Origin of the sequence: Melioribacter sp. Ez-97 (assembly GCF_051488665.1) — a bacterium.
GTDB lineage: Bacteria > Bacteroidota > Ignavibacteria > Ignavibacteriales > Melioribacteraceae > Melioribacter.
In genome coordinates this window covers 426764-441319 of record NZ_JBPSEG010000001.1, presented here as the reverse complement: position 1 = coordinate 441319, position 14556 = coordinate 426764, and the positions used below count along the sequence as shown (strand labels likewise).

At 41.6% G+C, this 14556-nt stretch carries 11 protein-coding genes; all 11 read left to right on the top strand.

Features of this window, described 5'->3' with window-relative positions; genetic code table 11:
- The 11 genes from ACSSWA_RS01975 to ACSSWA_RS01925 all read left to right on the top strand — a co-directional run bounded on the left by ACSSWA_RS01975 (nt 1) and on the right by ACSSWA_RS01925 (nt 14496).
- Nucleotides 1-1218, top strand: a complete 1218-nt coding sequence (locus tag ACSSWA_RS01975; protein ID WP_437354913.1) for an acetate/propionate family kinase — start codon at nt 1-3, stop codon at nt 1216-1218.
- Between the two features lie 146 nt (nt 1219-1364).
- The gene (locus ACSSWA_RS01970) at nt 1365-2156 is read left to right on the top strand and encodes an SDR family oxidoreductase (RefSeq protein ID WP_437354912.1); all 792 of its coding nucleotides are present in this window, start codon (nt 1365-1367) and stop codon (nt 2154-2156) included.
- A gap of 1 nt (nt 2157) precedes the next feature.
- A complete protein-coding gene (locus tag ACSSWA_RS01965) occupies nt 2158-3711 on the top strand; it encodes an NAD(P)/FAD-dependent oxidoreductase (protein WP_437354911.1) in 1554 nt (517 codons plus the stop codon).
- Between the two features lie 72 nt (nt 3712-3783).
- Nucleotides 3784-4233: a hypothetical protein gene (locus ACSSWA_RS01960; protein ID WP_437354910.1), complete on the top strand. Its 450-nt coding sequence runs from the start codon at nt 3784-3786 to the stop codon at nt 4231-4233.
- 13 nt (nt 4234-4246) lie between these two features.
- Nucleotides 4247-4591: a nuclear transport factor 2 family protein gene (locus ACSSWA_RS01955; protein ID WP_437354909.1), complete on the top strand. Its 345-nt coding sequence runs from the start codon at nt 4247-4249 to the stop codon at nt 4589-4591.
- 118 nt (nt 4592-4709) lie between these two features.
- Nucleotides 4710-5243: an outer membrane beta-barrel protein gene (locus ACSSWA_RS01950; protein ID WP_437354908.1), complete on the top strand. Its 534-nt coding sequence runs from the start codon at nt 4710-4712 to the stop codon at nt 5241-5243.
- Between the two features lie 174 nt (nt 5244-5417).
- Entirely contained in the window at nt 5418-8036 is a 2619-nt protein-coding gene (mutS, locus tag ACSSWA_RS01945; protein WP_437354907.1) for a DNA mismatch repair protein MutS, read from the top strand.
- Complete coding sequence (locus ACSSWA_RS01940) at nt 8033-8644, top strand: DUF1684 domain-containing protein (RefSeq protein ID WP_437354906.1); 612 nt, start codon at nt 8033-8035, stop codon at nt 8642-8644. The genes mutS and ACSSWA_RS01940 overlap by 4 nt, the downstream gene beginning before the upstream one ends.
- A gap of 14 nt (nt 8645-8658) precedes the next feature.
- The gene (gene aroF / locus ACSSWA_RS01935; RefSeq protein WP_437354905.1) at nt 8659-9672 is read left to right on the top strand and encodes a 3-deoxy-7-phosphoheptulonate synthase; all 1014 of its coding nucleotides are present in this window, start codon (nt 8659-8661) and stop codon (nt 9670-9672) included.
- Between the two features lies 1 nt (nt 9673).
- Nucleotides 9674-10762: a prephenate dehydrogenase/arogenate dehydrogenase family protein gene (locus tag ACSSWA_RS01930; RefSeq protein ID WP_437354904.1), complete on the top strand. Its 1089-nt coding sequence runs from the start codon at nt 9674-9676 to the stop codon at nt 10760-10762.
- A gap of 92 nt (nt 10763-10854) precedes the next feature.
- Nucleotides 10855-14496: an alpha-amylase family glycosyl hydrolase gene (locus ACSSWA_RS01925; protein WP_437354903.1), complete on the top strand. Its 3642-nt coding sequence runs from the start codon at nt 10855-10857 to the stop codon at nt 14494-14496.
- The last annotated feature ends 60 nt before the right edge of the window (nt 14497-14556 follow it).

The window sequence follows — 14556 nt, the reverse complement described above, 5'->3', positions numbered from 1 at the left end:
ATGAAAGTTCTGGTATTAAACAGCGGAAGTTCTTCGATTAAATATCAATTCTTCGACACCGAACAGAAGATTGCGCTTGCAAAAGGAATGGTGGAACGAATCGGAATGTCAAGCGCAGTTTTGACGCATACCCCCCACGGTAAAGAGAAAATCAGAATAGTAGGCGAAATTCTGGATCATTCGATAGCCATTGAATATGTAATCGCTGTTCTGCTCAGTCCTAATCACGGAGTAATAAAAGATAAAAAAGAAATTGACGCGGTGGGTCACAGAGTTGTTCACGGCGGCGAAACTTTTTCCGGCTCCGTTCTTATTACCGATCAGGTGATGAACGCTATTAAAGAAAATATTGAACTTGCGCCGCTCCACAATCCGCCGAATATAAAAGGAATTAATGCCACAAAAGAACAGCTTCCTAATGTGCCTCAAGTGGCGGTTTTCGATACGGCATTCCACGTTCAAATGCCTCCGAAAGCATTTTTGTACGGCATTCCTTATGAATTGTACAGAAAGTATAAAATCAGACGGTACGGATTTCACGGAACTTCGCATCGTTATGTTTCCGAAAGAGCGGCTGCTTTATTGAATCGTCCGATCGAAAAACTGAAAATAATTACAGCGCATTTGGGCAACGGATGTTCGATGGCGGCGGTCGATTGCGGTAAATCGGTCGATACTACTATGGGTTTCACCCCGCTCGAGGGTCTTTTAATGGGCACAAGAAGCGGAGATATGGACCCGTCTGTGATTCTTTATATTATGGGTAAAGAAGGTCTGTCAATTTCCGAAGCAAATACATTATTAAACAAACACAGCGGATTGATCGGTCTTAGCGGCGAAAGCAGCGATATGAGAGAAATTGAAAATGCAGTGCTCGAAGGCAATAAAAAAGCCAAAAACGCTTTCGATGTATTTACGTACAGAATCAAAAAGTATATCGGCGCTTATGCGGCTGCTATGGGCGGACTGGATGCCGTAGTGTTTACCGGAGGCATCGGTGAAAATTCCGATATGGTTAGAAAAGACGTCTGCGCCGACATGGAATTCCTTGGAATCAAACTCGACGAAAACTTAAATAAAAATCCTCAAGGCGAAGCTGTTATCTCCTCCGAGGATTCAAAAGTAAAAGTATTGCGTATACCCACAAATGAAGAATTGGTTATTGCGCTCGACACGGAAAAAATTGTAAGAGATCAGTTAAATAACCTCCCCTCTTAAAACGGTTTCCTCAATACGAGGAATTCTTCATAGCATAGCCTCCTTAATTTGTTAGATGCAGGCTCGTTTGAGCCTGCTATTTTTTTATAATAACCGCAAATATTATCTTCGCATTAATAATTAAAAAATTATCCGCGAGGTGATAAGTGGAACTGTTTCTGAAAGGTAAAACCGTTCTGGTTACTGCCGCCAGTATGGGAATAGGAAGGGCGACGGCAGAGTTGTTTATTAAAGAGGGCTGTAAAGTAGCTATCTGTTCCCGCAATAAAGATAATTTGTTAAAAACAGTGTCAGAAATCCGGAATATTTTTAACGTGGAGCCGATGTGGGTTGTATGCGATATCAATAAAAGCGAGGACATAGATACGACCGTCAAAAAAGTTAAAGACGAGCTGGGCGACATCGATATTCTTGTAAACAATTGCGGCGGACCGACGCCGGGCTTTTTTGAAAATATCGACGACAGAAATTGGGAGGAAGCTTTTCAACAGGTGTTGATGAGCGCCGTTAGATTTACACGGCTTGTGCTTCCCGGTATGAAAGCAAAAAATTGGGGCAGAATCATTAATATAACCTCCCTCTCTGTCAAACAACCGGTTGATAACCTGGTGTTGTCGAATTCATTCAGAAGCGCGGTAACTGCATTCGCAAAAACCTTGAGCAATCAGGTGGGAAAATTTAATATTACGGTCAATAACGTGGCGCCCGGCTACACATTAACTTCCAGACTCTATGAGTTAGCCGTTGTGAGAGCCAAAGAAAGCGGAGTGTCTCACGAAGAAATTTTATCATCGATGGCTAATGACGTACCTATGAAACGCCTCGGTCGTCCGGACGAAGTCGCTTCTTTGATTGTCTATCTTGCTTCCGAGCAGGCGGGGTATATTACGGGTTCAACTATCGCCGTCGACGGCGGCGTAATTAAGTCGACGTACTAATATGAAAAAAGAACTCGAATTAATCATACAGCCGGAAAACATTTTTAATTATGAATTTATTCGAAGAGCTGCGGCAAAAGAGATCCGGAAAGATATTAATGAGATTACTCATGTTTCGATATTAAAACGTTCTATCGACGCGCGCAGAAAAAATCCCGTTTATAGAATACAAGCGGTTGTATATATAAACGAAAAACCCGCCGAAGAAACCTTCGGTTTCGATTTTAAAAATGTTGAAAATGGAAAACGAGTAATTATTGTCGGTTTCGGGCCTGCGGGCATGTTTGCGGCATTGCGATTTCTCGAGCTCGGCATTAAACCGATTATACTGGAAAGGGGAAAGGACGTTCGGAGCAGAAGGAGAGATTTAAGAACCATTCAACAGTTCGGCATTGTTAATCCCGATTCAAATTATTGCTTCGGCGAAGGAGGAGCGGGAACCTACAGCGACGGTAAATTATATACGAGATCGACTAAAAGAGGCGACGTTAAAAGGATTCTGAATCTTCTTGTGTATCACGGCGCGCAATCCGAAATTCTGATTGATTCGCATCCTCACATTGGCTCCAATGTATTGCCGAAAGTAGTTTCGAACATTCGGGAAACGATTCTGAATCACGGAGGCGAAATTCATTTCAATTCGCGAGTAACAGATTTGATTGTTGAACAATCCCGTATCCGGGGAGTAATAGTTAACGACGAAAAAGAATTTATAGCCGACGCTGTAATACTGTCCGTGGGTCATTCAGCAAGAGACATCTATTACTTGCTTGACAAAAAAGGAATACTGATTGAAGCCAAACCGTTTGCGCTGGGAGTAAGAATCGAACACCCGCAAAATTTAATCGACAGCATACAATATCACGCAAAAAAACGACATCCCAATTTACCCGCGGCGAGTTACAGCCTTGCCTGTCAGGTTGATGACAAAGGAGTTTATTCATTCTGTATGTGTCCGGGAGGCATAATAGTACCGGCATCCACAGCGCCGGGCGAACTGGTGCTCAACGGTATGAGTTTATCGAGGCGCGATTCGCCGTTTGCTAATTCCGGACTCGTTGTATCGGTGGATGAAAGCGATTGGGAAGAGTATAAAAACGCCGGAGTATTTGCAGGATTGGAATTCCAGAAATCGATTGAAATTGCCGCGTTCGAAGCCGGCGGTAAAACTCAAAAAGCGCCAGCTCAAAGAGTGGTCGATTTTTTGAAAGGAAGAGTCTCGGATTCCCTGCCGCCGACGTCTTATATACCCGGCGCCGTTTCATACGACTTGAACGAAATATTTCCCGAACGAATAAAAAAAAGTTTACGCGAGGCGCTCCTTATTTTTAATAAAAAGATGCCGGGCTTTATTTCCGCCGAAGCTCAAATTTTAGCAGCCGAAACGAGAACCAGTTCGCCGCTCCGGATTCCGAGAGACAAAACAACGTTGCGCCATTTACAAATCGAGGGTTTGTATCCTGCGGGAGAAGGAGCCGGATATGCGGGCGGTATTGTTTCGGCAGCAATCGACGGCGAAAAAATAGCCGATGCAATTGCCGGCTATCTTATCTGAAAATTCTTTTTGAACAGAGTTCGATTTTATTTATTTTGAAGCGAGGCAAATTCTATCTAATAATAAAATTAGATGTCGCTTGATGAATATCCATATAATCTGACAGGGGCGCTACTTGCGGTCTGGAACAATATTATTCTGGCGGCTTTGTTTATAGCGAGATTATACAAACGCCCGCAAACGGAATATTTACTCGGGGTCCTGTTCCTGTTCTCATTTTTCCCCGCATTATTCCTTCTTATAAAAGCTCATGTATTTAATAGACCGTTTATCTATTACCTTCAGTTGATATTGCTGTGTCTGTTTATAATTCTCGAATTTTTACTCGATTATTCGTTGAAGATCGATTTCAGGAAAAATAAAATCATAGCGATACCTTATGTCGCGTTATTTTATGCCGCGCTTGGCGGAATGATCGGAGTGGCATCGTATGCCGGTATGAGATGGCTGATATTATCGGCGGTTACTTTTTTATTGGTTGTATTTCTGAGTATATTAGCTAATATAAAAACGGGATTATAAAAAAGTGAGACGCATGGAAGCGGGTGAAGTCGTTAAAGAATGGGTGAAGCTTTTCAATAAAGCCGATGCGGACGGATTGTCCGAACTCTACAGCGAAGACGCAGTTAATTACCAAATTCCAAATGAACCCGTCGAAGGCAAAAGCGCAATCAGAGATATGTTTAAGAAAGAATTTGCCGAAGCCGAGATGGTCTGTATTGTGGAGAATCTGCTCCAAGACGGAAATTGGGCTGCGCTCGAATGGCGCGATCCGTTAGGGTTGAGAGGATGCGGATTTTTTTATATAGAGAACGGCAAAATAAAACTTCAAAGAGGGTATTGGGATAAGTTGAGTTTTATGAAAATACACAATAAATAAATTAATTATCGCGGGCATATATTTTTAACGAGGGCGAAGGGCATAATTGGGAACCATACTCGATTATTATATATTCTAATTCTTCTAGTCATATATATCAACAAACAAAGAGGGACACATGAAAACGACGGCATTCTTTCTTTTATTGCTTCTGGTATTCGGAAACCTTAAGGCGCAATCTCCGGTCGGACAAGGCACATACACGCTAAACGGTTCCGTTTCGTATGAAAGCGTAACTAACGACGGCAGAACGGTCAATTATTTTCGTTTCGAGCCGCAAATCGGATATTTCTTCGTGGATAATTTGTATACGGCTGTTTCATTGACTTTCATTCATTACGGATATGAAAACAGTTCGTACAATTACTACGGATTTGGTCCGGCTGTTCGTTATTATTTTAATCCGGATAAGAAATTAAAACCCTTTCTCGGCGCGGGCTTGACTTATATGGAAATGAAAAACGGTTCTACCTCGAAATACACAGAAATTAAATTTTCCGGCGGAGTAGATTATTTTATTACAAATTACTTTGCAATCGAAGCCGCAATTAATTACAGCAGAGCTGAAATAGGCGATTCGGATTATTATCCGGAAGACGATGTAACCAAAGCAATTAATATCGGCATCGGAGTGAATTTCTTTATTCATTGACGAGTAAGCGAATACCGGCAGGCTGCTCTCTGTTACGGGCAGCCTTTTAATATCCTAAAAGAAAAGAAAATTTACGAAATTTAATTTGTTACAACCTTCCTTGAATCAAACCCAAATTGTTATTCGTCATTCATTATAGTATATTTTTATCCCAAAAAATCGAGATTTACCGGTATGAGTGTTACCCCGTTAATGGCTCAGTATACGAGGATAAAGAAGGAATATCCCGATACGATCCTGCTTTTCAGGATGGGGGATTTTTACGAGACGTTTGAGGAAGACGCAAAAATAGCTTCGAAAGTTTTGGGCATTACATTAACCAAACGAGCCAACGGAGCGGCAGAAGACGTACCGCTTGCCGGGTTTCCGCATCACGCTATCGATTCGTATCTTCCCAAACTTGTGCGCGCCGGCTACAGGGTGGCGGTGTGCGAACAGGTGGAAGACCCTAAACTCGCCAAAGGAATTGTTAAACGGGAAGTAATAGAAGTGGTTACGCCCGGTGTGGCTTTCTCCGATAAATTGCTCGACCATAAAAAAAATAATTACCTGCTTTCGATATACGGCGACGATGATAGATTCGGACTCGCATTTTGCGACATTTCGACAGGCGAATTTCAAACTTATGAAACAGACAAAAAATTATTGCCCGAGCAGCTCGGGCTTATAAATCCCGCCGAAATTTTAATACCCAAAAAACTGAAGAATTTACTCGAGCCGTTAATCGTAAGATATGCCGGCGACGCAAGAATTACCAAAATTGACGACTGGATTTTCGACTTCGACTATTGTCAGGATTTGATACTGAATCATTTCGAGGTCAAAACCTTGAAAGGTTTTGGAATCGAAAATATGAATCTTGCCGTCTCGGCGGCGGGAGCGGCACTTAACTACTTGCGCGAAACTCAAAAAGCCAACCTTCCGCATATAAACCGTATCTCGGTGTATAATCCGACCGAGTATATGGCGCTCGATTATTCCACAAAAAGAAACCTCGAAATTTTATTTACAATTCAAAGCGGAGAAAGAGAAGGGTCGCTCATATCGATTCTCGATAAAACTTCCACTTCGATGGGCGGACGTCTTCTTAAACGGTGGATTACAACTCCGTTAAAAAAACTCGAACCGATACTCAAAAGGCAGGAATGCGTTGAAGAATTATTCGCGAATAAAATTCTCAGAAAAAACTTACGCGAAGAGTTAAGCGAAATCGGCGACATCGAAAGATTAATTGCCAGAGCATGCACGGGCAGAATCAATCCGAGGGAAGTAATCAATCTGAAAAATTCTCTCAAAAAAATCCCATTGATAAAACAACTGCTCGATCAATCGAAGGCTGAAACTCTGAGACAAATCAACGACAAATTGAATCCTCTCGAAGAATTGGTTTCCAAAATTGAAAACGCTATCAATGAAGAACCGCCTGCTTCTATTAACGACGGCGGCGTAATTAAACCGGGATATAATCCGGAGCTTGACGAATTGCGCAATCTGGCATTCAACGCAAAAGAATGGATTTCCAATCTGCAAAAGGAAGAAAGACAAAAGACGGGTATTTCTTCTTTGAAAGTCAGTTACAACAAGGTCTTCGGTTATTATATCGAAGTAAGTCACGCAAATAAAGATAAAGTGCCCTCTCACTACATCAGGAAACAAACTCTGGTTAACAGCGAGCGTTATATTACTCCTGAGTTAAAAGAATACGAAGAAAAAATTCTTAACGCGCAGGATAATATTTCCAGGCTCGAGTTCGAGTTATTCGAGCAAATCAGGTACCAGATTGCAGCGGCTACCGAGCCGGTACAGACGAATGCCCGTTTGATTGCCATGCTCGATTGTTTTCTCTCGTTTGCCGAGTGCGCCGAGCAATACAATTACGTAAAACCCACGGTCGACGAGTCGGATGTTATCGACATAGTTGACGGAAGGCATCCGGTAGTCGAGCAAATTTTACCTCCCGGCGAAAAATTTACTCCAAATAGTTGTCATTTGTCTTCTTCGGAAGACCAGATAATAATTCTTACCGGTCCGAATATGGCGGGTAAGTCCGTTTATTTGAGGCAGATTGGTTTGATTGTATTAATGGCGCAAATCGGTTCTTACGTGCCGGCTAAAGAAGCGCGAATAGGCATAGTCGACAGAATATTTACGCGCGTCGGAGCCAGCGATAACATTACAACCGGCGAAAGCACTTTCCTGGTTGAAATGCAGGAAGCGGCAAATATTTTGAACAACGCTACAAGTAAAAGTCTCATTCTGCTCGATGAAATAGGAAGAGGCACAAGCACATTCGACGGTATTTCGATTGCCTGGGCAATTACGGAATATTTGCACGAAAATCCTGAAATTGCAGCCAAAACTCTTTTTGCAACTCACTATCACGAGTTGAACGAAATGGCGGAGATTTTTCCCAGAATTAAAAATTATAAAGTCGATGTAAGAGAATACGGCGATAAAGTTATCTTCCTGCATAAAGTAAAACCCGGCAGCGCAGACCACAGTTACGGAATTCAGGTGGCGCAGATGGCTGGATTGCCGGTTTATGTTACAAACCGGGCAAAAGAAATTTTGATTAATCTCGAGAGCAAAGAACTTACTCCTTATGAAATTAAGAAAGAAAAAATTTCCCGCATGAGAAAAATCGACGAGATGCAAATTAATCTCTTCGAAATGAAAGACGAAGAATTGCGGAAAGAAATTGAGGATTTGCCGATCGATTCAATTACGCCGATTGAGGCGCTCAATAAATTGAACGAATTAAAGAAAAAAATAAAAGAAGAGAAAAAAACATGAAACAAATTTTATACGTAATGTTTTTGTCTGTTTTACTTTTCTCATGCTCGGATAAATTGTCGCCCGAAGAAGAGGCTTATATAAAAAGAATCGAAGAACACCGCGCGCAAGTTAACGAGTTTATGAAGTCGGACCCCAGGTCGCCGTTTAATTTCAAAAATAAAGTGGAATTTCACGAACTGAATTATTTCGATGTAAAGCCCGATTTCGTTTTCACAAGTAAATTGTACGAATACCCGGAAAAAGACACTGTGATAATATACGGCACTAAAGGCGAGCCGAGGGAAACGGTTAAATTCGGTTATGTGAAATTTCGTTACGACGGAGAAGAATTTAAGGTAAATGTATACGAATCGACGGGAAAGGACGGGACAAAATATTATTCCATCTGGTTTACGGATAAAACTACAAACAAAGAATCCTATGGAGTGGGCAGGTATCTCGATTTTGAAAAACAGGACGATCCGAATTATATTTACACAGTCGATTTTAATCTTGCTTATAATCCGTATTGCGCTTACAATCCGAATTATTCCTGTGCAATACCTTCAAAGGAAGATTATATTCCGTTGGAAATAAAGGCGGGCGAAAAAAAATTTCATAATTAAGGAGGTAATTTAAAGTGGTTGTTATACTCGAAAAACACGCTACAAAAGAACAGGTACAAAACGTAATAAATCATCTCGAAAATTACGGCTTTAAAGTTCATCTTTCGGAAGGAGCCGAAAAAACTATTATAGGCGCAATCGGCGTTCAACCTAATTTCGACATACGAAATATCAGCATACTCGAGGGAGTGGAAGACGTTTACAGGGTTACAACGCCGTATAAGCTCGCCAGCCGGAGTTTTAAAGAAGAAAACACTGTAATAAAAATTAAGGACGTTGAAATTGGCGGCGATAAAATTGCAATGATGGCTGGTCCATGCTCTGTAGAAAGCGAAGAGCAGATTTTCAGACTTGCCGAAACGGTAGCCAAATCCGGCGCAAGAATTTTAAGGGGAGGCGCGTTCAAACCGAGAACTTCGCCTTATTCGTTTCAAGGATTGGGAGTGGAAGGTTTGAAAATGATGCGCGCAGCCGCCGACAAATATAACCTGCTTGTCATTACCGAAGTAATGCAGATTAGTCATATCGAGCTGATCGAACCTTACACCGACATTTTTCAGGTCGGAGCGCGCAATATGCAAAACTTTCCGTTGCTGAAGGAACTGGGCAACGTGAAAAAACCGGTTATGTTAAAACGCGGTATTGCCGCTACTATCGAAGAATGGCTGATGTCTGCCGAATATATTTTAAGCGGCGGCAATCCGGATGTAATGCTCTGCGAAAGAGGAATAAGAACATTCGAAACTTATACGCGAAACACATTCGATCTTTCGGCTATTCCGATTGTCCATAAGAAGAGCCATTTACCAGTAATTGCAGATCCTTCGCACGCGACCGGATTGCGCGACCAGGTGCCGCCTATGGCAAGAGCCGCAGTCGCGGCAGGAGCCGACGGATTAATGATCGAAATTCACGACGACCCCGAAAAAGCTCTTTCCGACGGTCCTCAAGCTTTATTGCCCGATACTTTTTTAAATCTGATGAAAGAGCTCGACTCAATTGCAAAGGTAATTAACAGGTCATTATAAATTGCGCTTTAACAAAATAGCTTTTCTCGGTTTGGGATTAATCGGCGGTTCGTTAGCCAAAGCCATTAAATCGGCAAATCCCGGTTTGGTAATTTCGGCATACGACCGCCGGGAAGTACTGGAAAAAGCGCTCAACGAAAAAGTAATAGACCGCGGACTCGACGCAATCGATGAGGCGTTGGACGACGACTTGATTTTCCTTTGTTTTCCCGTCGACAAATCGATAGAAACTTTTAAGAATTTAATTCCGAAACTGAATACCGGGCAGGTAATTTCTGACGTTTGCAGCGTCAAAGAAATATTCCATCAAATATGGAACGAATGCGGCGGCAATTGCAGCGGGTTTTATATCGGCGGTCATCCTATGGCGGGAAAAGAAAAAAACGGTTACGAGCATTCCGATTCTACCTTATTTGAAAACAGTGTTTATATTTTAAGCGACTCGTCAAAAAACTTTCCGACGTTGAAGGAATTTACAGACCTGATACATTCGACAGGCGCGCATATTACGTTTTTAAATCCCAAAGTTCACGATATAATTGTTGCTGCAGTCAGTCATCTGCCTCAATTGCTTTCCGTGTCGCTGATTAATTCCGCAGTTATTAAAGACAGCGATATTAATTTCTTCGATTTCGCGGCAGGAGGTTTCAGAGATATGACGCGCATTGCCGCCAGCGATTTCAATCTCTGGGAACCGATAATCAGATACAATCAAAAAAATATTTTACAGGCAATAGATAATTTTTCCTACGACCTTACGGAATTGAAACGAGCAATTGAAAAAGGCAATTACAAACTACTGGCGGAAAAATTTGAAAGCGCTCGCAAAAAAAGAGACGAAATTCCGAAGAATACGAAAGGCTTTATCAATCCGCTCTTCGACATTTTCGTGTTTGTCAAAGATCAGCCGGGAGTGCTTGCAAAAATAACATCCGCTCTCTATAAAGCGGGAATTAATATAAAGGATCTTGAACTTTTGAAAATAAGACTGGGGTCCGGCGGCACTTTCAGAATTTCTTTCGAAACCCAGCAGGACGCGGACAAAGCAAAAACTATTATCGAGAGCCTCGGATTTACGACGCGCATTTGATTATTTGACAAAATACCAGCCGCAATTTATCCTTACCTTAAATGGTTATATTTGATTATATTGCACATAATAAACCAGATGAATTAAGCAAGATGGCAAAAACTAAAGTCGCTTCGTCTCTGTTTCCGTTTAATCTGAAAAAAAATTCGTATCCCAAATATGAATTTCATGTTGCAGCGGATATAAGGAAAAAATACGATATAGAAGACGAATTCTTTTCGATTGAAGGCAATTTGATTTTTGCGGACTTTCATGCCGTACGCAAGCTGGTTCATAAAATCAACTCTAAGAGAAATCCGTCGGATTACGTCCAGGCGGGCAAAGTCAACGCCGCCGCTTTAATCGACGAAATTTATCATTACCTTTTTAGAATTTATGAAGAGAATGTTAATCCCGGAGTATTCGAACGAGCCGCCGGTTTTATTACGAATCATCTGAGTGAAAATCAGTATCGAAAATTATTGTTTGAATTCGTGGAATTATTTCCTCCTACGGATGTATTCAGAGGACGTATCGGGATTTACGACTATCTCAATTCGATGACCGCAGGCAAAAAAAATAACGACATTGCCCTGGAAGAGTTGATACTTCTTCATTTTGCAAATCAAAATCCCGCGAATAAAAAAATCAGAGAATTATTTGACGACAATTATTTCAAAAACAAAGACCTTTACGGCAAAAGCATCGATTTGCTCGAACGATTTTTCAAAGAAGAAAAACGCTTCGGCTTGGAAAACCAGGATATTTTTACTTTTTTCAAATCGCCTTTTCTGAATAGTCCGGAAGATATTGAGAAGCAGCTCGATTTTATTATGGAAAAGTGGGGCGTTTTATTAAACGAAGATTTTCTGAAAAAATTATTACGCGGAAAGGATTTTATTAAAGAGGAATATATTCAGGGCGGAGGTCCCGGCGGAGCCCCTGCAGTAGCTCCGAATTTCTTCGGCGTTCCGGACAATGCCGATATTCTTCGTCTCGGTAAATCAGGTTATCAGTATGCCCTCGAAGCGCAAAAAGATTATGAAGAGCCGGAAAATTTTACCGCCGATACCGACTGGATGCCCAAAGTGGTTTTGATTGCGAAAAATACTTATGTATGGCTCGATCAATTGAGCAAGAAATATCAGAGACCCATAAAAAGACTCGATCAAATACCGGACGAAGAACTCGAAACATTAAAGCGTTGGGGATTTAACGCGCTATGGTTGATCGGTATTTGGGAAAGAAGCAGCGCGTCGAAAAAGATTAAACACTTGATGGGAAATATTGACGCTATCGGATCGGCATATTCCCTCTACGATTATATTATTGCCGGAGACCTTGGCGGAGAGGAAGCTTACCAAAACCTGAATCGAAGAGCCAGACATTTCGGCATCCGTCTTGCCAGCGATATGGTGCCTAACCATACCGGCATTTATTCGCGCTGGATAGTAGAACATCCGGAATATTTCATACAAACTTCTTATCCTCCGTTTCCGTCTTACAGCTTTACGGGACCTGATCTTTCGGACGACCCCGCAGTCCAAATTCGTATTGAAGACGGTTATTGGGACCGCTCGGATGCGGCGGTAGTATTCGAGTGGATAAATAATCAAACCGGCGAGAGGCGTTATATCTACCACGGAAACGACGGAACGAATATGCCGTGGAACGATACCGCGCAATTGGATATGATCAAAGAGGAAGTTCGCGAAGCTGTGATTCAGAAAATTTTCGAAGTAGCACGTAAATTCTCTATTATCCGGTTCGATGCGGCTATGACTTTAACAAAAAGACACTTTTCGAGACTCTGGTATCCGGAGCCGGGTAAGGGCGGCGACATTCCTTCCAGATCGGATTTTTCGATGACTAAAGAAGAATTCGACAAACTATTTCCAAAGGAATTCTGGCGGGAAGTTGTCGACAGAATTAATCGGGCAATGCCGGACACTCTGCTCCTTGCGGAAGCTTTCTGGTTGATGGAAGGATATTTTGTAAGAACTCTCGGCATGCATCGCGTATATAATTCGGCTTTTATGCATATGCTGATGAAAGAAGAAAACGACAAATTCAGGGATTTGATTACTAACACGCTCGAATTCGAGCCTGAAATACTCAAACGGTATGTTAATTTTATGAGCAATCCGGACGAGGAAACGGCAATAAAACAATTCGGTTCGGACGATAAATATTTCGGCGTTTGCATTTTGATGTCTACTTTGCCCGGTTTGCCGATGTTTGCACACGGACAAATCGAAGGACTTACGGAAAAATACGGAATGGAATATCAAAGGGCATACTATCACGAATCGCCGAATCAATGGCTGATCGACCGGCACGAAAGAGAAATTTTCCCTCTCCTCCGAAAAAGATATTTGTTCAGCAATGTCGAAAACTTCTGGCTCTATGATTTTATTGACGACTACGGTCACGTCAACGAAAACGTGATTGCTTTTACTAACAGGGAAAACGGCGAAAAGACTCTGGTCTTCTATAATAATAAATATGAATCCACATCCGGCAAAATATTCAGGTCTGCGCCTAAATTGCTGCAGCGCGGAGGCAAGAAAGAACTGCACGTTAAAACTCTCACGGACGCGCTCGACATAAAATCATCTAAAAATTACTATTACGTTTTTAGAGAGCACGTAACAAATCTCGAATATCTCAAATCCGGATACGACCTTTCGATCGACGGCTTCTACATCCAGCTGAATGGTTTCCAGTCTGCTGTCTTTCTGGATTTCAGAGAAATCTACGATGAATTCGGCGATTGGGAAAAACTTGAACGGAAGTTACAGGGTAAAGGAGTCCCGAGTATTTCGCGGGCTATGATAGAGATGCAGCTTGAACCGATACACTCTGCATTCCTCGATATTTTCGAAGACGATGCGATAGAAGAATTTTATGATATTTACATTCACGGTTCGGAAGAGATAAACGGCGGCGAATCTATCTTAAAGCGGAAATTCAATAAGTTAATCGATACAGTTTGCGCGCAGTTTGAACTTGAATCGGATAATCAATTGATATGGAAAAATTTCGAGCTTGAAATTGATGCGTTGAGAACGCTGAACGATACATTGCAGAAACATTTTATCGTCGATGAAAACATTCCGAATAAAGAGCTCCATAAAGCGGTAATTACTAACGAATACCGAAACTACAAAGACGATACAATCCTTTATCTGATATGGCTTGTAGTATCGAATTTGTCGTCGCTCTTCGAAGACGACGGCGATATTAACAAGAAAAATTATATCAGTAAAATATTGCTCGATTCGCCGATTAGAAAAATACTCAAGAGAATCGGAAAGGGCGAATTCGAATTGCTGCGGGAATTATTGTTGCTTAAAATCTTGCAGGACATCAATAACGGCGCAATCGAAATGTTTTGCGATAGCGGCGATAACGATAAAACCGAAAACAGGAAATACCAGTTCAACTGTATACTCAACTTGCTGGACGACGAATCGGTTAGAACATATATCGGCGTTAACGAATATGAAGGAGTAGTTTATTTCAGCAAGGAAAATTTCGAGGAATTTCTGGATTGGCTGTTTACGCTTTCGGTAATCGAAAAGATAATTATATATTCGCTCACAGGCGGCGACAACGAAGAGACCGAAACCGCTTCCGGAAATGAAATAATAATAATTATTAAAAACGCATTTAAGAAATATACGGTGATAAAAAAACTTTCCGAAGAATCGGGCTACCGTCTCGATATATTCAAAGATTTTTTGAGAAAATAAAAAACGGCAGAGCCGTAAAGACTCCGCCGTTACAGGGGTTGTGTGAAGCGCAGCTCAAAG